The 24932-nt window shown below is 71.1% G+C and carries 18 protein-coding genes and 1 pseudogene; 7 read left to right on the top strand and 12 right to left on the bottom strand.

Translation table 11 applies throughout. The features are described 5' to 3' along the window. Positions 1 to 43: 43 nt before the first annotated feature. From HCC61_RS27045 to asnB, 5 genes are all read left to right on the top strand, one after another. Positions 44 to 1621, top strand: coding sequence for an NAD(P)/FAD-dependent oxidoreductase (locus tag HCC61_RS27045; protein WP_169139856.1), 1578 nt, complete (start codon positions 44 to 46; stop codon positions 1619 to 1621). Positions 1622 to 1819: 198 nt separating this feature from the next. Further along, complete coding sequence (locus tag HCC61_RS27040) at positions 1820 to 2389, top strand: 2Fe-2S iron-sulfur cluster-binding protein (RefSeq protein WP_169139854.1); 570 nt, start codon at positions 1820 to 1822, stop codon at positions 2387 to 2389. Next, positions 2386 to 3369, top strand: coding sequence for a xanthine dehydrogenase family protein subunit M (locus HCC61_RS27035; RefSeq protein ID WP_169139852.1), 984 nt, complete (start codon positions 2386 to 2388; stop codon positions 3367 to 3369). The genes HCC61_RS27040 and HCC61_RS27035 overlap by 4 nt, the downstream gene beginning before the upstream one ends. A gap of 11 nt (positions 3370 to 3380) precedes the next feature. Next, a complete protein-coding gene (locus tag HCC61_RS27030; protein WP_169139850.1) occupies positions 3381 to 5609 on the top strand; it encodes a xanthine dehydrogenase family protein molybdopterin-binding subunit in 2229 nt (742 codons plus the stop codon). Positions 5610 to 6361: 752 nt separating this feature from the next. Beyond that, positions 6362 to 8191: an asparagine synthase (glutamine-hydrolyzing) gene (asnB, locus tag HCC61_RS27025; RefSeq protein ID WP_169139848.1), complete on the top strand. Its 1830-nt coding sequence runs from the start codon at positions 6362 to 6364 to the stop codon at positions 8189 to 8191. 1074 nt (positions 8192 to 9265) lie between these two features. Here the strand turns inward: asnB and HCC61_RS31345 are convergent. The 6 genes and pseudogenes from HCC61_RS31345 to HCC61_RS26995 form a co-directional block, all read right to left on the bottom strand. Then, the gene (locus HCC61_RS31345) at positions 9266 to 10384 is read right to left on the bottom strand and encodes a hypothetical protein (RefSeq protein WP_206323065.1); all 1119 of its coding nucleotides are present in this window, start codon (positions 10382 to 10384) and stop codon (positions 9266 to 9268) included. A gap of 179 nt (positions 10385 to 10563) precedes the next feature. Beyond that, positions 10564 to 11085 (bottom strand): annotated as a pseudogene (locus tag HCC61_RS27015) (AAA family ATPase); the annotation flags it as partial. A 105-nt stretch (positions 11086 to 11190) separates the two neighbouring features. Continuing rightward, positions 11191 to 11640, bottom strand: coding sequence for an SgcJ/EcaC family oxidoreductase (locus tag HCC61_RS27010; protein WP_169139846.1), 450 nt, complete (start codon positions 11638 to 11640; stop codon positions 11191 to 11193). Between the two features lie 33 nt (positions 11641 to 11673). Further along, positions 11674 to 12315 carry an isoprenylcysteine carboxylmethyltransferase family protein gene (locus tag HCC61_RS27005; RefSeq protein WP_169139834.1) on the bottom strand — a complete coding sequence of 214 codons (642 nt, stop codon included), beginning with the start codon at positions 12313 to 12315 and terminating at the stop codon, positions 11674 to 11676. A gap of 113 nt (positions 12316 to 12428) precedes the next feature. After that, positions 12429 to 13286, bottom strand: a complete 858-nt coding sequence (locus tag HCC61_RS27000) for an alpha/beta hydrolase (protein ID WP_169139953.1) — start codon at positions 13284 to 13286, stop codon at positions 12429 to 12431. Between the two features lie 106 nt (positions 13287 to 13392). Beyond that, positions 13393 to 13590, bottom strand: a complete 198-nt coding sequence (locus tag HCC61_RS26995; RefSeq protein ID WP_169139832.1) for a hypothetical protein — start codon at positions 13588 to 13590, stop codon at positions 13393 to 13395. Between the two features lie 131 nt (positions 13591 to 13721). On the opposite strand from HCC61_RS26995, the gene HCC61_RS26990 reads away from it, so the two are divergent. Both HCC61_RS26990 and HCC61_RS26985 read left to right on the top strand, forming a co-directional pair. After that, the gene (locus HCC61_RS26990) at positions 13722 to 15044 is read left to right on the top strand and encodes an SWIM zinc finger family protein (RefSeq protein ID WP_206323064.1); all 1323 of its coding nucleotides are present in this window, start codon (positions 13722 to 13724) and stop codon (positions 15042 to 15044) included. Beyond that, positions 15041 to 17545, top strand: coding sequence for a DUF6493 family protein (locus HCC61_RS26985; RefSeq protein WP_169139828.1), 2505 nt, complete (start codon positions 15041 to 15043; stop codon positions 17543 to 17545). Before HCC61_RS26990 ends, HCC61_RS26985 begins: the two co-directional genes overlap by 4 nt. A gap of 136 nt (positions 17546 to 17681) precedes the next feature. Here the strand turns inward: HCC61_RS26985 and HCC61_RS26980 are convergent, their stop codons facing one another. From HCC61_RS26980 to HCC61_RS31010, 6 genes are all read right to left on the bottom strand, one after another. Beyond that, positions 17682 to 18935 carry an acyl-CoA dehydrogenase family protein gene (locus HCC61_RS26980; protein WP_169139826.1) on the bottom strand — a complete coding sequence of 418 codons (1254 nt, stop codon included), beginning with the start codon at positions 18933 to 18935 and terminating at the stop codon, positions 17682 to 17684. Between the two features lie 34 nt (positions 18936 to 18969). Further along, positions 18970 to 20283, bottom strand: a complete 1314-nt coding sequence (locus HCC61_RS26975; protein WP_169139824.1) for an NtaA/DmoA family FMN-dependent monooxygenase — start codon at positions 20281 to 20283, stop codon at positions 18970 to 18972. Then, a complete protein-coding gene (locus HCC61_RS26970; RefSeq protein ID WP_169139822.1) occupies positions 20283 to 21650 on the bottom strand; it encodes an LLM class flavin-dependent oxidoreductase in 1368 nt (455 codons plus the stop codon). Before HCC61_RS26970 ends, HCC61_RS26975 begins: the two co-directional genes overlap by 1 nt. Then, positions 21647 to 22558, bottom strand: coding sequence for a MetQ/NlpA family ABC transporter substrate-binding protein (locus tag HCC61_RS26965; RefSeq protein WP_169139820.1), 912 nt, complete (start codon positions 22556 to 22558; stop codon positions 21647 to 21649). Before HCC61_RS26965 ends, HCC61_RS26970 begins: the two co-directional genes overlap by 4 nt. A 197-nt stretch (positions 22559 to 22755) precedes the next feature. Further along, positions 22756 to 23454, bottom strand: a complete 699-nt coding sequence (locus tag HCC61_RS26960; protein ID WP_169139818.1) for a methionine ABC transporter permease — start codon at positions 23452 to 23454, stop codon at positions 22756 to 22758. After that, positions 23451 to 24572 carry a methionine ABC transporter ATP-binding protein gene (locus tag HCC61_RS31010; protein ID WP_346777406.1) on the bottom strand — a complete coding sequence of 374 codons (1122 nt, stop codon included), beginning with the start codon at positions 24570 to 24572 and terminating at the stop codon, positions 23451 to 23453. Before HCC61_RS31010 ends, HCC61_RS26960 begins: the two co-directional genes overlap by 4 nt. Positions 24573 to 24932 lie beyond the last annotated feature (360 nt).

Here is a 24932-nt window from a genome sequence, read left to right as displayed (position 1 = left end):
AGCTCCGGTCGCGGGGTGCCACCGCCGTTCCTAGATTCGGAGCATGGCCTCTCAGCGAACGTACGACGTGGTGCTCGTGGGCGCGGGCCACAACGCCCTGGTCGCCGCCGTGTATCTCCTCAGAGCGGGCCGCAGCGTCTGCCTTCTGGAACGTGCCCCAACGCCCGGCGGATGGGTGCGCAGCGAGGAACTCACACTGCCGGGATTCGTGCACGACACTTTCTCAGCGCTGCACCCCATCCTCGTCAACGGACCGGTCTTCGCCGAACTCGGCGAAGACCTGGCGGCACTCGGCCTGCGCTACGTCCAGGGGGACATCGCGACGGGTGCTTCACTGCCGGACGGCAGGACGGCGATCATCCCGACCGATCCCGACCCACTCGCCCGTGAACTCGACAGACTGGGCGAGAGGGAGGCGTGGACGGGCCTGCAAACCGACCTCGCCCCGTACCTGGAGTCCCTCTTCGCTCTCCTCGGCATGGATCTTGCCTCCCGCGAGGCCACAGCCCTCATCGGCCAGCTCGACCGGGACAGCGCCGACAGCGCGCTACCGTTCAAGGAGCTGCTCACGGGCAGCGGGTGGGACCTGATCCACGAGCGGTTCCACACCGAAGAACTGCGCTCCGTCCTCCTACCCTGGCTGTTGCACGTCGGCCTCAGCCCCCACGACGCCGGCGGCGCCATGTGGGCAGCGGTGCTGGTGAACATCCTGGGCGCGGGGAATCCGGCACCGGTCGGCGGCAGCGGGAAACTCACCGAGGCGCTCGTCGCTCTGGTCACCCGGCTCGGCGGCGAGATCCGCACGAGCACCGAGGCGGAGCACATCCTGCTCGACAGTGACGGAGCTGCGGGGGTAGGCACGCAGGACGGCGAGAGGTTCATGGCGCGCCAGGCGGTGATCGCCTCCACCACCCCCGACCAGCTCTACGGCCGGCTGCTTCGTGACGCGCCCGGCATCCCCGCCGGGGTCCGGGCTCAGGCCGCCCGCTACCGCTACCGCCGGGGCTGCTTCCAACTGAACCTGGCTCTCTCCGGTAAACCCCGTTTCACCGACCCCCGGCTGGGCCTCGGCGGTGGCATCAACCTCGGGCACGGTGCCGACGAACTCTCCACCTCGGTACGCCAGGCCGAGGACGGGTTCCTCCCGGCCCGTCCTTCCATCTCGTGGCACGAACCGACGGCGGTCGACGACGGACGTGCACCGGCAGGCCGCGCCGTCGCACGTCTCCAGGTCATGGACGCGCCGATTCATCCGCGTGGAGACGCAGCTGGGGTGATCGCAGCCGGTGGGGCATGGACCCGCTCGATGGCCGAGCACTTCGCAGACCGCATGATCGAGGAAGCGGCCCTGCACATCCCGGGCCTCGACCGACTCGTCCTCGGCCGCCATGTGCTGACCCCCGGAGACCTGGCGGCCAGCAATCCCAACGCCGGCCCCGGAGACCACGCCGGCGGCCACAACGGCCTCGTCCAAGGTTTCACGCAGCGCCCGATCCCCGCTCACCGCGGCGGCTACGCCACTGCCGTCCCGCGTCTCTACCTCATTGGTGCCGCGAGCTGGCCGGGGCCCGGCGTCAGCGGTGCCTCCGGTCGCGCCGTCGCACTCACGCTGCTGGCCTGACGCCCTCGCCCGAACCACCGCGGCGGGTCGTGGACTCCACGAGCACCGGTGAGGTGACGGCGGTAGAGACCACGCGGACGCGTGCGGGATGCGGTCACTACGCCGCGGACAGGACACCGAGGTCGTGGTCTCGCTCGGCGTGGCGGCACCGGCGTGGCGTAGGGATCGTTCGATGATCGGCGAGGAAGGTGGGCTGCGATGAGCGATTCAGGGACGGACGGCACAGGGCCTGGTCAGGGCGCCGGGGACAGGCCCCTCGCGATCAAGTTGAGCGTCAACGGTCGGGTTCGGCAGCTTGAGGTGGACCCGCGGGTCTCTCTGCTGGATGCGCTTCGCGAGCATCTGCGGCTCAGCGGGACCAAGAAGGGCTGCGACCATGGGCAGTGCGGCGCGTGCACGGTGCTGATCAACGGTCGGCGGGTCTGTTCATGTCTGACGCTTGCCGTGATGCACGAGGGCGACGAAATCGTCACGGTCGAAGGCTTGGACGGCATCAAGGGGCTGCATCCCATGCAGCGGGCCTTCGTCGAGCATGACGGCTTCCAGTGCGGCTACTGCACACCCGGTCAGATCTGTTCGGCTGTCGGCATGCTCGCGGAGGTGGACGCGGGCTGGCCCAGCCATGCGACCGCTGATGTGGCGTCATCGCGGATCGAGTTGAGCGACGAGGAGATCCGGGAGCGCATGAGCGGCAACCTCTGCCGGTGCGCCGCCTATCCGAACATCGTCGCGGCCATCCGCGACGGCGCCGAGGGGGGTCCGGCATGAGGTCGTTCACCTACGAGAGAGCGATGACCGCAGACGCCGCCCTCGATGCGATGTCCAAGACCGGTGCGAAATTCATCAGCGGCGGCACCAACCTCCTCGACCTGATGAAGCTCGACATCGAGAAGCCGAGCCATCTCGTCGACATCAGCCGGCTTCCGCTGCGGGAGGTCGAGGACCTCCCCGACGGCGGGCTGCGCATCGGCGCCCAGACGGCGAACTCCGACGTGGCGGCCGACACCCGGGTGCGGACCCGCTATCCGGTGCTGTCGCAGGCGCTGGTCGCCGGTGCGTCGGGGCAGTTGCGCAACAAGGCCTCCACCGGCGGAAACCTGTTGCAGCGCACCCGCTGTCCGTACTTCTACGACACCGCCGCGGATTGCAACAAGCGGGATCCCGGGTCCGGATGTGCGGCGATCGGGGGGTTCAACCGCATCCACGCGATCCTCGGCGCCAGCGACTCCTGCATCGCCACCCACCCCTCGGACATGGCAGTCGCGATGGCCGCCCTGGGCGCGGAGGTCGAACTCCTCGGTGCAGATCAGGCGGTACGCCGCGTGGCTGTCACGGACTTCCACCGGCTGCCGGGCCATACGCCGCACATCGAGACGGTGCTGCGGCCCGGCGAGATGATCACGGGCGTACTCCTGCCTGTGCCTCCTGCGGGCCGGCAGATCTACCGCAAGGTGCGCGACCGGGCGTCCTACGAGTTCGCGCTGGTATCCGTAGCGGCCGTCCTCGCGATCGAGGACGGAGCGATCAGCCAGGCGCGCGTGGCCTTCGGCGGTGTGGCCCACAAGCCATGGCGATCCGTCGAGGCGGAGGACGCGCTGACGGGCCGTCCCGCAACGATGGCCACGTATCGCACGGCCGCGGAGGCGGCCATGCAGGGCGCGGTGGGACAGGGGTACAACGACTTCAAGATCGAACTGGCCAAGCGCACACTGTCCCGGACTCTGGCGCAAGCGGCCCAGGCAGGCTGAGGAGACGCGAGATGATCGGTCAGGCTCTGAACCGCGTCGACGGACCGTCGAAGGTCGCCGGCCGCGCCACCTACGCCTACGAGCACTGGGTGGCGGCCCCACCGCTGTACGGGTTCATCGTCGGGGCGACCATCGGCAAGGGCCGGATCACGCGGATCGACAGCGAAAGCGCCGAGGGCGCCCCCGGAGTCCACGTGGTGATGACCCATCACAACGCCCCGGCCCAGGGCGCCCGCGACGAGTCCATCCCGTTCGAGTACTGGCGCGCCCAGCCGGTACTGACCGGTCCCGAGATCCACCACTACGGCGAGCCGGTGGCACTGGTCGTCGCCGCAACCTTCGAACAGGCCCGTGCGGCGGCCGAACTGGTCGACGTGGAATACGCCGCCGAGCCGGGGCGATTCGACTTCGCTGCTCATAGGGACGAGGGATACGCACCGGCATCGGTCAATGCAGGTATGGCCACCGACACCGCTGCCGGTGACTTCGACACAGGATTCGACGCTTCGGCGGTGAAAGTCGATCAGCGCTACACGACACCGTACGAGCTGTCCATGCCCATGGAGCCACACGCGTGCCTGGTGGAGCCACACGGCGAGGACCTGACCGTCTACGTCAGCTCCCAGATCGTCGACGCGGCACATGCCTCGCTTGCCGGCACGCTCGGCGCCGACCCGGCGCGCATCCACATCGTCGCCCCCTACGTCGGCGGGGGATTCGGCTCCAAGCTGGGCATCCACGCGGAGACGATCCTGGCGGCGCTTGCCGCTCGCGCGCTGGACCGGCCGGTCAAGGTCGCACTGACCCGGCAGCAGATGTTCCACCTCACCGGCCTTCGCCCCACGTCCAGCCAGCGGGTCCGGCTGGGCGCGGCGCGCGACGGGCGGCTGGAGGCGATCGCCCACGACGTCACCATGCACACCAGGCCCGACAGGGAGTACCCCGAGCAGACGGCCGCCACCACCCGCAGCCTCTACGCTGCGCCCAACCGGTCCACGACCCACCGCCTGACTCCTGTCGATCTGCCGCAGGGAGCGGACGTCCGTGCTCCCGGCGAGGCTCCGGGGCTGCTCGCGGTGGAGTCGGCTATGGACGAGCTGGCCCACGCCCTGGAAATGGACCCTGTCGAGCTGCGGATCCGCAACGAGCCCACTGCCGATCCCGAGCGAGACGTGCCGTTCAGCGAAAGGCGCCTGGTCGAGTGCCTCCGCGAGGGGGCGCGCCGGTTCGGCTGGGAGCGTCGCCCCACCGCGCCCGCGAGTGTCCGCGAAGGGCGGTGGCTGGTCGGTTACGGCATGGCCGCCGGTATCCGCAAGCACTTCCAGGGGCCGACGGCGGTGCGCGTGCGGATGGAAACCGACGGGACGGCTGTGGTGCAGACGGACATGACCGATATCGGTACGGGCACCTACACCATCCTCACCCAGGTCGCCGCGGAGGCCCTTGGACTGACGTCCGATCAGGTGCGGGTCGAGCTGGGGCGCTCCGACTTTCCGGCCAGCTGGGGGTCCGGGGGCTCGTGGGGCGCCTGCAATTCGAGCACCGCGCTCCACCGCGCCTGCCAGGCCCTGCGTAAGAAGCTGCTCTCGACGGCGCAGGGCGACCCTCGATCCCCCCTGCACGGTCTGGACCCAGCGGACGCCCTCTTCTCCGACGGCAAGCTGAGCATCGGAGGCAGATCCGAACCGATGAGGGAGATCGTCGCTCGCAACCATCCCCAGGGCCTGGATGCGGAGGGCGAGATTCCTTTCATGGGCGATGATCCGAACTACAGCGACTACTCGATCCACACCTACGGTGCCCACTTCGCCGAAGTGGGCGTCGACGCCGACACCGCCGAGATCCGGCTGCGCAGGATGCTGGGCGTGTTTTCGGTGGGCCGCGTCCTCAACGCCAAGACCGTCCGCTCGCAACTGATGGGCGGCATGATCTGGGGAGTCGGCGCGGCCCTTCAGGAAGAGGCCTTCGTGGACCCTCGGACCGGCGCCATCGCCACCCGGGACTTCGCGCAGTACCTGCTGCCGGTGCACGCCGACATCCCCGACATCGACGTCGCCGTACTCGACGGGCACGACGACAAGGCCAACGCCCTGGGCTCGAAAGGCGCCGGTGAGCTCGGCATCTGCGGGGCCGGCGCCGCTGTCGCGAACGCCGTGTTCAACGCGACCGGAACGCGCGTCCGCGACTTCCCCATCACCCTGGAAAAGGTGTTGCCGGGTCTGCCACCGATGGAAGCGTGAACCGGCGTGTGAGGAGGAACGGACTCCCACGCGATCACGAGCCGGATTCGCCGGACAAGATCCCGCTGAACGTCTTCACGGGTCGGTTTGGACTGTGCGGGCGCCGACCGTCTGGCCGAAGGCCGTCAGGCAACGGCAATTCGGGGTTCGAGAGTAGGTAGTGCCATACCTCGGGCCCACCCCGGCGCCACTCGACGGGCTCCGGGTCGTCGAAGCGCACTTCGTCGGGGTCGAGCCCAGGGTTGGGATCCCATCGCCTCCGCCAGGTGGCAAATGCACACGTCAGAAGGGGCACCCGGTGAAACCCGGGTCCCCCCCCGTAGTCCGCGATCTTGATTTCGGCCGTCACAGTGGACGGCCCTACGGGTGTGCCGTAACCGTTCTCCAGGTGCGCGGCGACGTGCGGCAGCCCGGCGATGCGGGCTTGGGCTTGGGTCACGCAGTCGCAGCCGCCGGTCACCGACGTGCTCGAACAGCACACCTGAGTGGTCCCCGAGCCCGGCTCTGGCCGGGCCGGAGGCGTCGGTCGCCCGCGATCGGGCCCAGCGGCAACCGCCGAGTCCGGTATGGACGGGCCTCAACTCCCCGTCGCCGCAAGGGAGTTGGGACATCTCCACGAAACATACGAGGCGAAGAATTTACCGGTGAGAAACAACACCCCTGAAATCGGATGCGCTGAGTTCCGGTGTGCGCACGGAAAGGTAGATGGTACGTACAGGCAACTGGTTCCTCGTGGAAAGAGGTAGGACTCCATGTGCGGCATCACAGGATGGGTCTCTTACCGACGTGACCTCACCACCCAGCGCAAGACCCTCGACGCCATGACAGAGACGATGTCCTGCCGCGGTCCGGACGCTCAGGGCGCCTGGGTGGATCAGCGGGCCGCGCTCGGTCACCGGCGGCTGGCCGTCATCGACCTCCCTGGCGGTGCCCAGCCCATGGAGGTGCAGACCCCGGACGGGCCGGTGGCGATGGTGTATTCCGGCGAGACCTACAACTACACCGAGCTGCGGGAGGAGTTGAGGCGCCGCGGGCACCGCTTCACCACCGACTCCGATACGGAGGTGGTCCTGCACGGCTACCTGGAGTGGGGCGAGGAGGTGGCCGAGAAGCTCAACGGGATGTATGCGTTCGCCATTTGGGACACGCGGACCGAGAAGCTGGTGATGATCCGCGACCGGATGGGCATCAAGCCGTTCTACTACTACGAGACCGACGACGGCGTGCTGTTCGGCTCCGAGCCCAAGGCGATCCTGGCCAACTCCCTCGCGCCCGCGGTCGTCGGGACGGACGGCCTGCGCGAGGTGTTCACCTTCGCCAAGACGCCCGGGCACGCGGTCTGGGAGGGGATGCGCGAACTCCAGCCGGGCGACGTGGCGGTGCTGGACCGCAACGGCCTGCGCGAGTACGCGTACTGGCGGCTGACCGCCCATGAGCACACCGACAGTGAGCAGGAGACGGTCGCGCACGTACGCGATCTGCTGGAGGACATCATCGCGCGGCAGCTCGTGGCGGACGTACCGCGCTGCTCGCTGCTCTCCGGCGGTCTGGACTCCTCGGCGATGACGGCGCTGGCCGCCAAGCAGCTCGGTGAACAGGGCGAGAAGGTACGCAGCTTCGCGGTCGACTTCCCCGATCAGGAGGAGAACTTCCAGCCGGTCGACGTCGCCCCGACCCAGGACACCCCGTACGTCCACGCGGTGCAGAAGCATGTGCACAGCGACCACAGCGACATCGTGCTGGACGGGGCGGCGCTGTCGGATCCGGCGGTGCGGCGGGCGGCGGTGGGCGCCCGGGATCTGCCCGTCGGGCTCGGCGACCGGGACAACTCGCTGTATCTGCTGTTCAAAGCGGTGCGGGAGCACTCGACGGTGGCGCTGTCGGGAGAGTCGGCGGACGAGGTCTTCGGCGGCTATCCGTGGTTCCACGACGAGCGGCGCGAGGCGGACGTCTTCCCGTGGATGAGCGGCGGCATACGCCTCGACTTCAGCGGGTCGCTGTCGCCGGACGTCGCCGGCAGGCTCGAAGTGGACACGTACCTCAAGGACGCCTATGCGACGGCCGTTTCGAAGACACCGCTCAAGGACGGGGAGACCGGTCTGGAGAAGCGGATGCGGCAGGTGTGCTACCTGCATCTGACGCGGATGGTGCAGACCCTGCTGGACCGCAAGGACCGGATGAGCATGGCGGTGGGGCTGGAGGTCCGGGTGCCGTTCTGCGATCACCGGCTGGTGCAGTACGTCTTCAACACCCCTTGGTCGCTTAAGACGTTCGACGGGCGGGAGAAGAGCATCCTGCGCGAGGCCACCCGGGATCTGCTGCCGAAGTCCGTGGCGGAGCGCAAGAAGAGCGGCTATCCGGGCAGCTTCGACCCGAGCTATCTGGCGGCGATCCAGTCGCAGACGGCGGACCTCCTCTCGTCCGGGCATCCGATGCTGGAGCTGATCCAGCACGCCCCGCTGCGGGAGGCGGCGCAGGCCCCGGGCCCGGAGGTCAGCACGCACCAGCGCATGGTGCTGGAGCGGGCGCTCGACCTGGCGACCTGGTACGACCTCTACAAGCCCGAGGTCAAGATCGACTGAGCGGCAGGGTACGGGCCACGGCCGGATCTCCGCGGCGGTTGTCGCCGGGGACCGGCCGTGGGTCCGGCGGTGGATGTCGCGCGGGTCAACTCGGGGTCGTGGAAGGGCCCTTCAGGTCTCTGGTCCGGGTCGGCTGCATGTCTGAGCCCTCCTTTCTGACCGCCGTGCGCGAGTCGTACGACACGGTCGCCGCCGATTACGTCGAACGCGTCCCGCCTCCAGCCGAGTTCCACCGCACGCTCGCGCCCGGTGGCTGCCTGCTGGGCTTGTTGCAACATCGCTTCCGTATGGAGCGGTTCACGGCCGACGTACGCAACTCCTTGATCGTCCGGGCCAGTTCACGTGCTCACGTCTTGGGTGAGGCGAGGTCACCGACGGCTCGGGATATCGGCCGAGTTGTCAGGTGCAGCACCATTCATCCGTGCAGAGTCTGCTCATAAGCAGAGCACTATCGGTTCTGTGACCGCGATCTCATTTAACGTCGAACGAGCCTGCGGACTGTGCGCCGTGCTCGGCGCGTGAACAGTGCCACGGGAACCCGACCACGACACAGCGGATCCGTTGAGGGGGCCGAGGGTGGCAGCGCTGACGTGCTCAACATGCGGGGCACATATCAGGATCGACGGCACATCTCCCTGTCCGTGCGTACTCATGGCCGCAGCAGAAGTCGATCGGGCCTTCGAGACGTTGCGGTACAAGTGGAGTCCCGTCCCGGTCAAGCCCGCCACGGCCACCGCACCGCTTGCCTCCGCCTCGGACGGTACGGGCGGCCCGCGTACGGGCCGACGTGGCAAGGGCGTTCTCATGGCCATCGCAGCGGCGGCGGCGTTCGGGACAGCGGCGTTCGGCGTGCAGGCGTTCAATGACGGTGGAGCGAGAAACGAGAGCGGCGGCACGCCGTCCCCTTTGATTCCACCGCGCCTGGGCACTGACCCGGGTGATGCGACCGGTGAACACCCGCCCGCTGGGGACGCCGGCGATTCCTCGCAGCCTGGCTGGTCGGACCAAGTCGGTGACGACGACGGCGGGTTGCACCCCAACATGCCGCCCCCCAAGCGGTACCCGGATGAGCCCTCACCGCTGCCCCCGTCGGACGGGGGTGGAGGTGTGCCGCCGGGTGACGGTGGGGGTCTGCCGCCGAGTAACGGCGGGGGTGTGCCTCCGGACAACGGTGGGGGCGGTGCCCCGCCGGATCAGGGTGGGGGCGGTGCGCCGCCGGACAACGGTGGTGGCGGTGCCCCGCCGGATCACGGTGGGGGCGGTGCTCCGCCCGATCAGGGTGGCGGCGGTACCCCGCCGGACAACGGTGGTGGCGGTGCCCCGCCGGATCATGGCGGTGGCGCTCCGCCGAAGGGCGGCGGAGGTAGTTCGTCGAACCAGGGCCACGGATTGGACAGGCTGCTGGGCCACGTCGGCGGCCTGCTCGACAAGGGTGGCAGCCATGGTCGCGGCGGCCAGCACGGCGGCCCGCAGGGAGGTGGCGGTAGCCAGGGCGCCGCCGGTCACCAGGGCGGTGGCTTTGGTGGCGGTGGTCATCTGGGCGGTCAGCAGGGTGCCGGTGGTCATCAGGGTGGTGGCTTCGGTGGCGGTCACCAGGGCGCCGTCGGTCACCAGGGCGGTGGCTTTGGTGGCGGTCACCAGGGTGGTGCCGGTCATCAAGGTGCCGGTGGTCATCAGGCCGGTGGCTTCGGTGGCGGTGGCCACCAAGGTGGCGGTTTTGGTGGCGGTGGTCATCAGGGCGGTCAGCAGGGCGCGGGCGGTCATCAGAGCGGTGGCTTCGGTGGCGGTGGCCACCAAGGTGGCGGTTTTGGTGGCGGTGGTCATCAGGGCGGTCAGCAGGGCGCGGGCGGTCATCAGGGCGGCGGCGGCCAGCAGGGTGGTGGCGGTCCCCAGGGCGGCGGCGGCCAGCAAGGCGGTGGCGGTCCCCAGGGTGGTGGTCCCCAGGGTGGCGGCGGTCAGCAAGGCGCCGGTGGTCATCAGGGCGGTAGCCAGGGCGCTGGTGGTCCCCAGGGTGGTGGCGGTCCCCAGGGCGGCGGCGGCCAGCAAGGTGGTGGCGGCCCCCAAGGCGCCGGTGGTCCCCAAGGCGGCGGTGGTCAGCAAGGTGGTGGCGGTGGTCCCCAGGGCGGCGGCAGCCAAGGCGGCGCTGGTTCCCAAGGCGGTGGCGGTTCCCAGGGTGGCGGTGGTGGAGGTCACCGCTAAGGCCTGGTGCGGAAGTTGACCTCGATCCTCGGCCTGAAGTGATCACGGTGCGGGGCGGAGGGAGCTGACGCGCTTCCCCGCTACTTGCCCGTGGGTCGGGCACGTGAGGGGCCCGGACGCGAGACCCCTTGGACCGTGGCTGCGGGCTCTTCGGACATCGCGGTTGGCGCGGTCGTGTTGACGGCCTCTGCGATCCGGAGAGCGGCCTGGGCGGGGGTGAGGTGCGTGGTGTCGACGACCTCGGCCTGGCCGTGCAGCCACGTGCGGGCCGCCTCGGCGTAGGGCTCCAGATACCCGAGACGGAACGGGGAGTCGGGGCCGAGGACGGTGTCGCCCGCGATGCGCGCGCGGAGGGTGTCCTGGTCGGCGTGGAGGACGAAGTGGCGTACCGGGATGCCGTGTTGGGCAAGGCCCGTGCTGATCTCGCGCCAGTACTGCTCGACCAGGACGGTCATGGGCATCACCAGAGTGCCGCCGGTGTAGTCGAGTACGTGACGGGCGGTCTCGACGACGAGCGGCCGCCACGGCGGCCAGTGCTGGAAGTTGCCCGTCTCGGGAAGCCCCGGGGTGATGTCCATGAGTGTCTCGCCGACCTTCTCGGCGTCGAACACTCGTGAATCCGGGATCAGTTGCTGCACGAGCGCACTCGTCGTCGTCTTGCCCGCGCCATGGGTGCCGTTGAGCCATACGATCACGGACCTGACGCTAGCGCTTGCGAGTCGTGGTAACGGCACCGTCTGCGTGGCGGGCCGTACGTCCGCCGGGCCGGCTTTCCCGGGTTCGGTCGGCGCGGTCGCCGCTCAGCGGACCGGTGTCGTCTGGGCCAGGGCGATGCGCCAGTCGTCGCCCTGACGGGTCACGACGTAGGTCATGGCACCGACCGAGGGCAGCTCGGACGGCCCCTCCGCTTCGGACCGTTCGTCGTGGACGGTCTTGGTGAGGCTGACGACAGCGACGTCCGGGGTGGTGAACCGGATGTCGTCGATCTCCAGCGAGGTCCGGACGTCCTTGAGCGGTGAAGAGAGCGCTTGGGCCATGGCCGAAGCGAAAGCCGCACGGCCGAAGAGACGCCGCCCGGCCAGGTTGACGATCACCGAGTCCGCGGTGTGCAGCGCGGGCAGCGCGTCCGGGTCGTTCTGCGCCTCTTGGGACCGCGCGACCAGCTCGCGGATCCTCTGCTCGTCGGTGTCGTCGGTGTCGTCGGCGGAGTGAGCCGAGGGAGCGGAGGGAGCGGAGTCGGTGTCGTCCATGGGGGAAACCTAGGACTTCAACTCAGGTTGAGGTCAATGCCCTTCGCCGGCACTGCGGGGGCCGTTCGGCGCGGGGCGGGTCCAGGGGATCAGCGCGGGGACGCGGGCGCGATAGGCCTCGTACGAGGCGCCGAACTGACCGGCCATCATGCCGTCTTCGACCCGGACCCGGCGCAGCAGCCAGGGGGTTGCGACCGCCAGGTAGAGGATCCAGATGCCGAAGCCGCCGGCCAGCATGCCGCCGGTGATCAGGCCGAGCAGGCCGGTGTAGATGGGGTGGCGGACGAGCCCGTACGGGCCGTCGGTACGCAGTTCGTGGTGGTCCTGGACCATGGGGACGCTGGCCCACATGGTGCCCAGGGACCAGCGGGCCCACAGCAGCAGGCCGGTGGAGGCGAGTGCGAGCAGGGCGCCCAGGACGGCGAGTTCGGGCTGCCAGTACTGGATGTGCTGCCAGAAGGAATCGGGAACGCGCCCGCCCAGCCGCAGGAACGCGTAGACGGCTGCGATCAGCGCCAGCCGGATGAGCAGGGTCCGGCGCAGACCGCGCGTCCAGCCGCTCAGTCCGTTTCTGCTCTTCACGCCGAAGTAGACGGCGCCGGCGATCCAGGCCACGAGGAAGATCAGGACGCAGACGTCGGTCAGGCCGACGACTGCGGCATGCAGTGAGTCCATCCCCCAAGGCTGCTCCGCATACAGCGCAGATGACCACCCCCGGCGGGCTGAGCCGCGAATACGCCCACGGGAGTAGAGCCCTCGTGCGGTGTACGGCCATCTTGAACCGGGACTCAGCCGGCCTCTCGCACCGGCTCCGCTCCGGTCTCGGTCAGGAAGTCGGTGAGCACCTGGGCGAGTCGTTCGGGCTGGTCCTCGGGGACGAGGGTGGAGGAGTCGGCGATCTCGACCAACCGGCCCCGGGGGTACAGTTCGGCCAGCCGGTGGCCGTGCTCTCGCGGCATGAGTCTGTCCTCGGTGGCCCAGACGACCAGTACGGGGCGGTCGAAGTCACGCAGTCGCTCGCTCCAGGCCAGCAGAGTCTCCCGCTTGGGCGTCGAGGTGGCGAACTTGGCGAAGTCCCTGCGGATGGCCTTGCTCCGGGTCGCGGGGGCGAACCAGTCGTCCAGGATCTCGTCCGGGATTCCGCGCAGGCTCATCCCGCCGTATCCGTTGCGGTTGTTCCGGAACGCCGGGATGCGCATGAGGCGTGTCAGGAGCCGGACGCCACCGGGGATCCTGCACACTCCGGCCAGCGCTTTGGCGGGGCCCGGGGGAAAGTTGTCGAACGCCTCGCAGGCCACCAGCACCAGGCGGGCGACCCGCTGGAACTTCCCTTCCGACACGAGGAATTGGGCACCGCCCCAGTCGTTGAGGACGAGGGTCACGGAATCGAGGCCGAGACGTTCGATGAATTCGCCCACGAGCAGTGCGATGCCGCGCTGGGACAGATCGGCGTCCGCGTTCATCGGCCGGCGGTGTCCGCCCAGGGGCAGCGTGGGCAGGATGCAGCGATATCCGTTCAGCAGGGGTACGACCTTGCGCCACTGCGTCTCGTTCATCGGCATTCCGTGGCAGAAGATCAGCACGGGTCCGTCGCCGCCGGTGTCCTGATAGTCGATCGGTCCTGACGACAGCGCGATCTGCGGCATCCGAGCCCCCATGTGGAAGATCGTCCAATGTAGTTGAGCGAACCGCTCAGGGGGAGCACGCACAGGACCGCTCAGCGCAGAGCTCTACGGCTTCGCCGACGAGCAGTCAGGAGGAGCCGATCGCGCTGCGCACATCCTTCTGCTGCACCCACTGCGCGTCCTCATCCGAGGCGGAACAGACCGGCAGGATCTTCAGCCACAGCCCGTCCGCGCGTTGCTCGCGCTCCTGAACCAGGCCGGCGACCCATCTCGCCAGTCCGTAGTTGTCGCGCCCTGCACGGAACTCGACACGTTCCTCATCCATGGCACGACGCTAGCACCGCAGGACCACACCGGGCGGCGGCAGTTGGCGGGGTCGCTGTGCCGCCTGCGCGCGTTCGCCGGGATCGCGTGAACGCCGCCGGACTGTCAGAGCCGCGTCATATGGTCCCCGGCATGACGGAGCAGTCCTGCACGTATCTGCGCCCATCACGGCTGACGGGTGGCCGGCTCGCTCTGGAGACGTCCGGGGGGAGCGCGCTCACCCGGCCCGGGCCCGCCGCGCACCCTCGTTTCTTCACCGGCTTCCTCACGGAAGCGGCACCGGCCGCGGCGGGGCTGTCAGCGGTCGCCGAAGTGGCGCGCACCCGCTGCTTCCTGCCCGTCCCGGAGGAGGCCCGCGACCCGGTGGTGACCTGCGACGGGGACCGGTTGCGGTTCGAGTCGTTCTCCGCCTGCTGCGGTGTCTACGCCCGGCTCGATGTGCTCTCCGGCGTGCTCGACGGCGAGGTGCACGACCGGGGCACGACCAACGTCGACGTCAACGAGCCGCTGCGCCGGGCGCTGGCCCGCGTCGGCGGCGCGGATCCGCTCCATCTCGCCGTAGGACCGGAGGAGTTGACGGTGACGACCCGGGACGGCGCCGTCGTGGAGAAGAAGGTCCCGCTGCCGCAGCGCTGGCTGCGCGGGTTCGCCGAAGTGCAGGTGATCACCGCTGACTTCGATCCGAGAGCCGAGCTGCCGTCGGCCGAGGCCGCACGGTTCCTCCGGGCCCTGCCCGCCAAGTCGGGGGCGGGTGGCGCCCAGTGGGCAGTCCCGGCGGGCCACTCGCTGCGGCTGTCCTCGCGGCCGGTGCCGGGTGCGGTCTGTCTGGCGGGCCCGGAGCGCCTGAAGGCTCTGGCTCCGCTCCTGCCGTTCGTACGGGCGCTGCGCGCGTACGGCCCGCCGGTCCGTCCGGGTGCCCGACCGTGCGCGAGCGCCTGGGAGTTCGAACTGCCCGGCATGCGCCTGACCGTGGCGCTCTCCCCGGAGGTGCGCCGCGGGTTCTCCGGCGAGGGCGCGGTGCTCGATTCGCTGACCGGCGAGGAGTCCGACGCGGACCTGATCGGTGCGCTGCTCGCCTTCGAGCCGCGGGTGGAGGTCGACCTGCTCGCCGACCGGTCGGGCCTGCCGCCACGCCGCGTCCGAGCCGCGCTGACCCGGCTGGGCACCGGCGGCAGGGTCGGGTACGACCTGGCGGAGGCGGGCTACTTCCATCGCGAACTGCCCTACGACTCCGCGCTCGCCGAGGCGCTGAATCCGCGGCTCGTCAACGCCCGGGCGCTGGTGGCCGCCGGTGACGTACGCATGGACGGCGACACCGCGAACGTCGGGCAGCAGCGGGTGCGCTTCTCGCCGGAGCCGTCGTGCACCTGCCCCTGGTGGGCGAAGTACCGGGGAAGCCGCGGAAAGTGCAAGCACGTGCTCGCCGTGGAGATCGTCCGGGGAGGAAGCCGATGAGGGGCGAGCCGCCGAACGAGCGCGCGCAGGGGACGGGACCGGATCTCAAGGGGTTCGCGCGAGCCGTACAGCTCCTGATCTTCGCCTTCTTTCCCGGCACGGTGAGGACGCGTGCCGAGCGGGCCGAGGTGATCACCGATCTCCGCGAGCATCCGAGATACGCCGCCGTGCTCCCGCGCCTCTTCGAAGTGGAGGAGATGAGCGGCGTATTCGCCGGTGACGGATGGCCGGGCCTGGTCCCCACCATCGAGCGCCCCAGGCTCAACAGCCGCGAAGAAGCCGAGCTTCGAGATTTGTGCGCCACTCATGCGTGGCCGGAGGCGCTGGCCGCGTTCGCCGCGGACGGCGTGGTCGATCGGGCGGTACTGCTGGAGGCCTGCTCAGGCGCGTTGCAGCGCGACTGGCACTTCTTCGACATGCGCGGCTTCCTGCGCGTACACGCCGCCGTCGCTCCCGGCGCCGACGACGTGGCGGCTCGCACGAGCCACTACGCAGAGCTGCTTTCCGGCTCCCGGCACTCCACGTTCGACGCGCTCGCCGCGCTCGCGGCGGACGGCGAGGTCGACCGGGCCGCGCTGCTGGACGCCTGCCTCGGTGCGTTGCAGCGCGGCGGAGGCCCCACCCACATGCGCAACATCCTGCACGTCCACGACGCCATGGCACCCGGCCTCGACGAACTGGCGGCCCGTACGGGCGACTACGCCGCGCTGCTCCCCGGCTCCCACTCCACCGTCGCCGCCACGGCACAAAGCGAACTGCGGCGCCTCGACGAGGCGGGACGGCTGGAGCTCGATACGTTGCTCGCCGTCAGCCGCGCGGTGCTGTCGCGCAGCGAGAAGAAGCTCGTCCGGAGCCAGCTGGCGTGGCTTGACCGCGCAGCGCGGCGTGGCCACGGCGGACAGGTCGCACGGGTCGTGGCCACGGCGTTCACGCAGGAAGCCGCCGACCTGCAACAGCGGGCGCTCACACTGGCGATCAAGCACGCCACCGCCGACGCGCACTCCGAGCTGGCCGATGCCGCCTCCGCGCTCCCGGCCGACCTGCGGGCACGGGCCTGCGAGGCGTTCGGCTCGACCGCCGCCGCCGAGCCGGCGGCGAGCGCGCCGCCCGCCTGGGAGCCGCCGCCTCCACCGGATGCGATCGCCTCCCCCGGCGAACTGGCCGAGGAACTGGCCGCGTTGTTCGCGGGCTCCTCCTTCGCTGTCGATCCGGTCGCGCTGGAGCGGGTGCTCGCGGCGCTGGTCGCCTTCGCCGCCGAGGACCGGACGGCCGTGCACGCGGCCCTCGCACCGGTCGTCAAGCGCTACGGCATATCGCCGGGGCTGGACCAGGAGCCCCAGGACCGGTGGCCCCGCGGGTTCAACATGGTCGCGCCGATCGCCGGGGCCGCCATCGTTCCCGCACGGATGCCCGAAGGCGTGGAGCAGAGGTGGAAGCCGGCCCGGCGGCAGTTCACCCCCGGCCGCATCGGCACCGGCCCCCAACCGGTCCTCGGACTGCGCCTGTTCGAGATCGCCCTCGGTCTCGACCACGCCCCCCGGCCGCTGCTCATGGCCGCCCCGACCACCGCGACCGGGCTGATCGACCCCGCGGAACTGCTGGCGCGGGTCGCACGCGCGGCCCGCGAGGACTGGGAGCCGTGGCCGTACGACTTCGAACTGGCCCTGCTTCGCCTGCCGCGCGAGGCCGACAGCGGCATCGCCGCCGGTGCGCGCCGTCTCGGCACGGCCGCGGGCGGGCGGCTGGCCGAGTGGATCGAGACCGGTGGACTGCCCACGCCCGAGAGCCGCCGGGAGCAGCAGGCGTTCAGCGAGATGTTCACCGAGCACCGCCGGACCCGGATGGTCCTGACCGCCTCGCCGCACGCGACATCGATCGCCGCGGACCTGACGAACCTGCCCGCGCCACGGCGTTGGAACGCCTACGGCAGCATCTGGCTGCCGTGCTGGCCCGCGATGCTTCCCGCGCACAGGGAGATCGCCGCCGCCCATCTGCTCCCGGAGATCGCCCCGCTGTCGGCCACGGGCCGCGGCCTCGGTCATCTGCTGCCGCTCCTCGCCGAGGCCGACGGTCCCGCCGGACCGGCGATGACCCTCGTGTCCGCCTACGGCCTGGCCGCCCGCGAACAGGCGGACCGCGTCTGCGCCGTCGACGCCTTGCTCACGCTCGCCGCCCGCGGCGGGTTCGACTGGGCGGCCCTCGGCCGGGAGATCGGCGACCACGGTCTGCCGCTGAACCGGATCGTGCCCGCCCTGCACGATCTCGCCCGGGCGGGCGCGTGGCGGCAGGTGTGGGAGGTGATCGCGGCGGCACTGCCGCGCGCCCTGCCGCCCGCCGTCGAGCGCGCCCCTCAGCGCCTCGCCGACCTGGTCGCCCTGGGCGTCGAGGTGGCCGGAGTCGTACGGCCCGGCGAGACGATCCCGGAGCTTCGATCCGTGACGGCCCGCGGCGGCTCCAGCCGACTCGGCACCGAGGCGAGACGGCTGCTGGCCGTCTTGTGAACGGCGATCGGAGTCCGCGGGCCAGAATCGCGGACCGGCGGTGGATCGGCGGTGGATCGGCGGTGGACCGGCGGTGGTCGAGGCCGCCTTGCATTCACCGTTCACCGTTCACCGTTCACCGGTCACCGGTCACCGGTCAGAAGAAGCCGGTCGACGGCGGGCCCGCGCCGTTGAGGAGGTGGTCGCCCACCACGCGCGCCTTGTGCGGTACGGGATTGTGGCTGGCGAGCGTGCGGGCGTTGCGCCAGTGCCGGTCGAAGTTGTGGCGCCGCCGCGTGGCGGAGGCCCCGCCCACGTCGTAGAGCCGTTCCGCCGCGCGCAGCGCCGCCTGCGAGGCGATCACCTGGGCCCGTGCGACGTCGATGGACGCCGAGCCCAACTGCTCCTCCGTACCGGCCACTTCGTCCTCCGCCACGGTGGCGATCGCCTGATCGATGCTCTCGGCCGCCCGCAGCACCGTGGCCTCCGCACCGAAGGCCAGGGCGGAGATCTCCCCGACGGCGTGCTGCACGAGCGGGTCGTCCACCGCGTGCCCGACTCCGGAATGCCGCACCGCGCGGGCGGTGTGCCGGGCGTACGCGACGGCGTCGCGCAGCGCGTCGCGCGCGATGCCGACCTGCACGGCCGCGAGATAGAGCTGGTGGAAGGCGCCGATGTGGGTGCGGCGCTCCTGCTGGGTGGGTTCGCGGGTGACCTCGTCGGCGCGTACCGGTACGTCGTCCAGCAGCGTGGTGCCGCTCGCCGTGGTCCGCTGGCCCATGCCGTCCCAGTCGTCCAGCAGCCGCATCCCCTCGCGTCCTCGGGGGAGCAACACCCGTACTCTGCGCTCTTGTTCGTCGACCGCCGCGACCACGACGTAGTCGGCGAAGAGGCTTCCGGTGCTGTAGAACTTGGTGCCGTTCAGCCGGTAGCCCCCGCCGTCGGCCGACCGCGAGAGCAGGGTACGGATCTCCCCGGGGTGCTTGGTGTCCGTCTCGCCCGTGGCGTTGCCGAACAGCGCGCCCGAGACGACCTCGGCGAACCAGCGGCGGCGCTCTTCCTCGGAGGCCCGGCTGATCAGCCGCTCCACGTACCCGAAGTGCGGGCGCAGCGCCTGCGCCAGGTTGGAGTCGGCCGCAGCGATGTCGATGAGGACCCGGAAGAGCGTCCGCAGGTCCGAGCCCGGCCCTCCGTGTCCGGGCGGTACGCGCAGCGCGCCCAGGCCGCTCTCCCGCACCGACTGCGCCCTGGCGTAGGGCAGTTCGCGTTCCGCCTCGCGTTCCGCCTCGCGTGCCGCCGCTCCCGCCGCAAGCCGCTCGGTGAGAGCGGGGACCGTGCCGAGCAGCCGGTCCAGTGCGGGTGCGGCCGGGCTGCCGCTGCCGGCAGCGGTCCGTTGCGCGGTGTGTGCCATGGCGTGCGGTGCCTCCTGCGGATCGGATCGCGGTCTAGGTGCGTTCGGGGTGTGCCAGCCCCAAGTGGTCGCGCAGCGTGGTCCCTTCGTAGCCGGTGCGTACGGCTCCCTGAGCGCGCAGCAGCGGAATCACGTGGTCCACGAACGTCTCCAGGCCGTCCGGAAGCGCGTCGGGGACCAGGGTGAAACCGTCGACGAGGCCCGCACGCCACCACCTCACGATGTCGTCGGCGATCTGCTCCGGGGTGCCGACGACCGAGCGGTGGCCCCCCAGGGAGCGCGCCGCCAGCTGGGCGAGCGACAGTCCGTCCCGGCGGGCCGCTCCGGCCAGCGCGTGGAAGAAGCCGGTCGGCAGCCGGTCCGGCGGCGGCCCCGACAACTGCGCCTCGGTGAGCGGGGCGTCGGGGTCGGTGAGGTCCGGGTCCAGGCCCAGCGTCCGTGCGGCGCGGGCGACTTGGCCGGCGCCCGGCCTCACCCTCGCCTCCAGTCCGGCGTAGCGGGCCTCCGCCTCCGCCCGGGTGCTGCCGATCACCGGGACCAGGCCGGGCAGCAGCCGGATGCTGCCGAGGCTGCGTTCCGACCGGCGTGTGTGGTCGTCCAGGCGTACGCGGTACTCGCGGGCCGCCGCCTCGTCCAGCAGCGGCGCGTAGACGACCTCCGCCCACTTTCCGGCGAGGGCCGCTCCCCGCTCGGACGCGCCCGCCTGCACCTGCACGGGACGTCCCTGGGGCGACCGCGGCAGGTTGAGCGCGCCCTCCACATGGAAGAACTCCCCGTCGTGGCCCGCCGGGCGGATGCGCGCGGGGTCGGCGAACTCGCCCCCTGCCACGTCGGCCAGCAGCGCGCCGTCCTCCCACGAGTCCCACAACCTCCGTACGATGCCGATGAATTCGTCCGCCCTGCGGTAGCGGTCGGCGTGCTCGTACGCAGCGTCGCGGCCGAAGTTGTGGGCGGCCTCCGGCAGGAAGGTCGCCACGGCGTTCCAGCCGGCGCGACCGCCCGAGGCGTGGTCGAGCGAGAGCACCCGGCGGGCCAGGTTCCAGGGCTCGTTGAAGCTGGTCGAGCCGGTGAGGACCAGCCCGATCCGTTCCGTCGAGGCCGACAGGTACGACAGCAGCACCGACGGTTCGAGCGCCTGCCCGGGGCCGTCGGCGACGCCGTCCGCGAGCGCGGGGATGTCCGCGAGCAACAGCCCGTCCAGGGCGCCGCGTTCGGCGATGCGGGCGACCTCGGCGTGGTGCGCCGGATCGACGTACGAGTCGGGCGCGAGCCCCGGCAGCGTCCAGGCCCCCGGATGGTGGCCGACGCCCGTGACGTTGACCAGGAGGCTCAAGGTGCGCGCGGACATCAGGCGACCGCCGTGGGCGGCACGGAACGGCCGGTGCGCTCCCGGCGGGGCGGCCGGTCGAGGCCGAAGTGCTCGCGCAGCGTGTGGCCTTCGTAGTCCCTGCGGAACAGACCGCGCCTGCGCAGCTCCGGAAGCACGTGTTCGCAGAAGGCCGTCAGCCCCGAAGGCACCACGTCCGGCATCAGGTTGAAGCCGTCGGCTGCGCCCGTGGTGAACCACTCCTCGATGCTGTCGGCCACCTCCTCGGGGCCGCCGACGATCAGCCGGTGGCCCGAGCTGCCGCCGAGCCTCCCGATGAGCTGGCGTGGCGTGAGCTTCTCCCGGCGGGCCAGTGCCGTGGCGGTGGCGTAGAAGCCGTGCGAGGCGCGCTGTTCCTCAACGGGGCCCAGCAGGTGCCAGGGCAGCTCCTTGTCGGGGTCGAGGTCGGCCGGGTCCAGGCCCAGCATCCCGGCGAGCCTGCTCAAACCCAGGTCGAGCGGCACGAGGGAGGTAAGCCGGTGCCAGCGCTCCAGCGCCTCGTCCCGGGAACCCGCGACGACGGTGGACAGCCCCGGCAGCACCAGCAGCCGTTCGGGGTCGCGTCCCAGTTCGCCGGCGCGTGCGCGCAGCGCGGACGCGTAGGTGTGCGCCTCTTCGAGCGTCTGGGCCGCGCTGAAGACGGCCTCGGCGTGCCCGGCCGCGAGTTCCCTGCCGCCGGCCGATCCGCCGGCCTGCACGAGGACGGGCCGGCCCTGCGGCGGGCGGGGTGTGTTGAGCGGGCCCCGCACCCGGAAGAACTCGCCTTCGTGGTCGACGGCGTGGATACGGGCGATGTCGGCGAAGCGCCGTCCCGCCGCGTCGCCGACCAGCGCGCCGTCCTCCCAGCTGTCGAAGAGCCCGGTCACGACCTCGGTGAACTCGCCCGCGCGCCGGTAGCGTTCGGCGCGCTCCGGTTCCCGGTCGAGGCCGAAGTTGCGGGCCGGTGCGGGGCCCGCCGTGGTGACGACGTTGAGTCCGGCGCGGCCGCGGCTGAGATGGTCGAGGGCGGCGAACCTTCGGGCGATGTCGTAGGGCTCGTTGTACGTGCTGGACACGGTGCCGATGAGACCGATCCTGCTGGTGCGCGCGGCCACCGCCCCGAGGATCACGGTGGGTTCGAGCGCGTACTCCGGACGCTGCCGGATGTCGGGGCCGAGCACGGGGGTGTCGGCGAGGAAGAGCGCGTCGAGCTTGGAGGCCTCGGCGATGCGTGCGGCGACGATGTAGTGCTCCACCGAGAACGCGGCGTGCGGGTCGCCGTCGGGTGCGCGCCAGGCGCTGTTGAACAGGCCGGACTGGAGCACGTTGACGTTGAGGTGCAGCCTGCGGTCGCGTCGCGGGGCGCTCACCGGGAGGCCTCCTCGTGGTGTGTGCCGGTCGTGTGCCGGGCCGGGCGGGTCTCCTCGTCGAGGTCGCGGGCGATGAAGTCGTCGACCTTCTTGTCGGTGAACGCCTTCCGCAGCCGTGTGACCGAGTCGTCCCGGGCGTGCGCGCCGGCGGTGACGAGCTGGATGGCGAAGCGTTCGTCGGGTTTCGCCAGCAGGATCCGCTGCTTCTCCGGGATCTTGGCGACGCGGAACTTGTACGCGTAGTTGACCGCCGCGTCCACGTCCGTGATGGAGCGTGAGATGGCGTCCAGGCCGACCTGGTGCCACCGCAGCCGCTTCGGGTTCTCGCTGACGTCGTCGATCTGGGCCTTCAGCGGGTCGACGTCCTTGTCGATCCGGACGAGCCCGGCCTTCTTCAGGACGAGCAGGGCCTGGGACTGGTTGGACGGATCGTTGGGGATGGTGACGGTGGCGCCGCGGGGGAGGTCGCGCAGGCTGTCGTACTTGCGGGAGTAGACGGCGAAGGACTGCGTGAACAGCGGCTCGACGGCCTTCACTTCGTAGCCCTCGTTGGCGACGATGACCTTCAGCCACTGGGCGTGCTGGGTGATGTTGGCCGCCAGGTCGCCGTCGGCCGTCGAGCCGTTGACCTGGTTGGCGTCGTTGACGGGCACGGGCACGACGCGGATGCCGTGCGCCTTGTCGGTCTCGCGCGCGACGTACTTCACGATCGCGCTCTGCGGGATGCTGCCCTGGTTGTAGCCGACCTTCAGGGTCCGGCCGAGCGGTTTGCGGGCCGAGTCGTCAGTGAGCCGGACGACGGCCCAACCGCTCGCCAGTGCAACGGTGATCACGGCGACGGCGGTGAGGGCGAGCCTGCGCCGCCGCCGGTCGCGGAGGTCGAATCCGTGGTCGTGTGAGAAAGACATGGGTGTCCTCGTCGGGGTGCGAGTGCGAGTGAGTGCGAGTGCGAGTGCGAGTGCCGAGGGGCGGAGGCCGGAGGGGCGGAGGCCGGAGGGGCGGGGAGTCGGGGTGGCGAGTGGGGCGGCGGAGGTGGCTCGGCTGAGGCGGCCCGGCCGGGGTGGCGCGGCGGAGGCGGCCCGGCCGGGGCCGGGACGTCAGGACGTCAGTGGCTGAGGCGCCGTACCAGGCGGTCGCCGGTGAGCTGGATGAGCTGCACCAGCACGATGAGCGTCACGATCGTCGCGGTCATGACGGTGCCGTCGAAGCGTTCGTAGCCGTAGGAGATGGCGAGGTAGCCGATACCGCCGGCGCCGATGGTCCCGGCGATGGCGGAGAATTCGAGCATGCCGACGACGGCGATGGTCAGACCGCCCACCAGCGCGGGCAGCGCCTCCGACAGCTGCACGGACGTGACCACCTGAAGGCGCGAACCGCCCGCCGCGCGGCCCGCGTCGGCCGCCTCCGGCGGCACGTCGCGCAGCGCCGTCTCCACCAGCCGCGCGAAGTACGGCGTACCGGCCAGCGACATCGGCACGATCGCAGCCGCCACCCCGATCGTCGTTCCGGCGACGAGGCGGGTCAGCGGGATGATCGCCGCCATGAGGATCACGAACGGCAGCGACCGTCCGAGGCTGACGGCCCAGCTGAGCACGGCGTGCAGCGTCGGCCGCGGGAGCAGCCCGCTCGGCGCGGTGTTGTGCAGCAGCACGCCGAGGGGCGTTCCGGCGAGTACGACGACGAACATCACGACGCCGACCATCTGAAGGGTCTCGCCGATCGCGGGGAACAGCAGCGGCCACAGCTCGTTCAGGGGGCGCCCGGCCGCGAGCGGCGTGCCGGCGACCTGCGCCGAGGCGCTCATGCGCCCGCCTCCACGGCCTGCCGCCGATCGGCGGCGTCCGAACCGGCGGCGTCCGAACCGGCGGCGTTCGAACTCTCCGGCGCGGTACGGTCGTTCGCCTCCCGCAGCGGCCGTTCCTCGGCCTGGATGCCCCAGCCGTGCAGCGCGCGCAGGAGGGCGGGGGCGTCCTGGCTGGGCACCGTGACGACGGCGCGTCCGGCCGCGCGTCCCGCGATCCCCTCGACGGTCGCCGACAACAGCCCCACCGAGAGGCCGTGCCGGGAGCCGAGGGAGGTGAGCCAGTCCGGCGGGGTGTCGGCGGCCTCGTACGTGAGCCGCCACACGGTGTGCGCCGTACCGCCGTCGGTGCCGCCGTCGGTGCCGCTGGCGGTGCCGGGGACGGCGGGGCGGTCGGGGAGCAGCGCGTTGCCCAGCACGGAGTGGGCGTCGGAGACGAGCGCGCCGACCTCACCGGAGTCCACGACGCGTCCGGCGTGCAGCAGCGCCGCCGTGTCCGCGATCTCCCGTACGACGTCCATCTCGTGGGTGATCAGCAGCACCGCCAGCCCGAGGTCGTCGCTGAGTTCGCGCAGCAGCCTCAGCACCGAATTCGTCGTCCCGGGGTCGAGCCCGGAGGTCGCCTCGTCGGACAGCAGCACCTTGGGCCGCAGCGCCAGCGCCCGTGCGATGCCGACCCGCTGGCGCTGCCCGCCGGACAGCTGGCGCGGATAGTGCCCGGCCTTGTCCGCGATGCCGACCCTCTCCAGCAGCTCGTGTACGCGCTCCTTCTGCTGCCGTTCGGTCACCCCGAGATAGCGCAGCGGCAGCGCCACGTTCTCGGCGGCGGTACGCCGGTGCAGCAGGTTGGGCGACTGGAACACGGTCCCGATGGCCCTGCGTGCGCGGCGCAACTCGCCTTCGCGCATGTCCGTCACGTCGACTCCGGCGATGTGGACTCGGCCGCCGGTGGGGCGTTCCAGCAGGTTCACGCAGCGCGCGAGCGTGCTCTTGCCCGCACCGCTCGGTCCGACGACGGCGCCGATGGTGCCCGGGGCTATCTCCAGGTCGACGTCCTCCAGGACGCGGTGACCGGTCCCGCCGGTGAAGAAGGTCTTGCTGAGGTGTTCGGTACGTATCACGCCGGTTCCATGCTCTCGTCGCACGGGTGTCTGTGAGCAGGCCGCGGCGCCGTGGCCGCGGTGCGGGGAAAAGGGCGGGTGCGGGGGAGTGGGCAGGGCCCGGCGCAGCGGGAGTTGCGCAGGGGTACGCGCAAGTGCCGTACGCCGCAAGTGCCGTACGCCGCAAGTGCCGTACGCCGCACCGGAGTTCACTCCCGCACCGCCTGCCGCCGGCCTCCGCGAGGGCCCCGGACCGTGGCACGGACGGGTCGGGAGGCGAGCGGGCACACGTCCACCGGGGACGTCAGCGACAGAGGGAGGAGGCGACGCGCCGGAGGTCGACGACGCGCCTCCACATGAGCGGTATACGCATGCCGACGA

The organism is Streptomyces sp. HNM0575 (assembly GCF_012726265.1).
Taxonomy (GTDB): Bacteria; Actinomycetota; Actinomycetes; order Streptomycetales; family Streptomycetaceae; genus Streptomyces.
This window is presented reverse-complemented; position numbering and strand designations above follow the sequence as displayed.

Excerpts from the sequence above, each read along its gene's own strand:
- HCC61_RS26990 (WP_206323064.1), top strand. The coding sequence starts at position 13,722 with ATGACGGAGCAGTCCTGCACGTATCTGCGCCCATCACGGCTGACGGGT.
- HCC61_RS27000 (WP_169139953.1), bottom strand. The coding sequence starts at position 13,286 with ATGCCGCAGATCGCGCTGTCGTCAGGACCGATCGACTATCAGGACACC.
- HCC61_RS26985 (WP_169139828.1), top strand. The coding sequence starts at position 15,041 with ATGAGGGGCGAGCCGCCGAACGAGCGCGCGCAGGGGACGGGACCGGAT.
- asnB (WP_169139848.1), top strand. The coding sequence starts at position 6,362 with ATGTGCGGCATCACAGGATGGGTCTCTTACCGACGTGACCTCACCACC.
- HCC61_RS26960 (WP_169139818.1), bottom strand. The coding sequence starts at position 23,454 with ATGAGCGCCTCGGCGCAGGTCGCCGGCACGCCGCTCGCGGCCGGGCGC.
- HCC61_RS27005 (WP_169139834.1), bottom strand. The coding sequence starts at position 12,315 with ATGGACTCACTGCATGCCGCAGTCGTCGGCCTGACCGACGTCTGCGTC.
- HCC61_RS26975 (WP_169139824.1), bottom strand. The coding sequence starts at position 20,283 with ATGTCCGCGCGCACCTTGAGCCTCCTGGTCAACGTCACGGGCGTCGGC.
- HCC61_RS27040 (WP_169139854.1), top strand. The coding sequence starts at position 1,820 with ATGAGCGATTCAGGGACGGACGGCACAGGGCCTGGTCAGGGCGCCGGG.
- HCC61_RS27035 (WP_169139852.1), top strand. The coding sequence starts at position 2,386 with ATGAGGTCGTTCACCTACGAGAGAGCGATGACCGCAGACGCCGCCCTC.
- HCC61_RS27030 (WP_169139850.1), top strand. The coding sequence starts at position 3,381 with ATGATCGGTCAGGCTCTGAACCGCGTCGACGGACCGTCGAAGGTCGCC.
- HCC61_RS26965 (WP_169139820.1), bottom strand. The coding sequence starts at position 22,558 with ATGTCTTTCTCACACGACCACGGATTCGACCTCCGCGACCGGCGGCGG.
- HCC61_RS26995 (WP_169139832.1), bottom strand. The coding sequence starts at position 13,590 with ATGGATGAGGAACGTGTCGAGTTCCGTGCAGGGCGCGACAACTACGGA.
- HCC61_RS26980 (WP_169139826.1), bottom strand. The coding sequence starts at position 18,935 with ATGGCACACACCGCGCAACGGACCGCTGCCGGCAGCGGCAGCCCGGCC.
- HCC61_RS27045 (WP_169139856.1), top strand. The coding sequence starts at position 44 with ATGGCCTCTCAGCGAACGTACGACGTGGTGCTCGTGGGCGCGGGCCAC.
- HCC61_RS27010 (WP_169139846.1), bottom strand. The coding sequence starts at position 11,640 with ATGGACGACACCGACTCCGCTCCCTCCGCTCCCTCGGCTCACTCCGCC.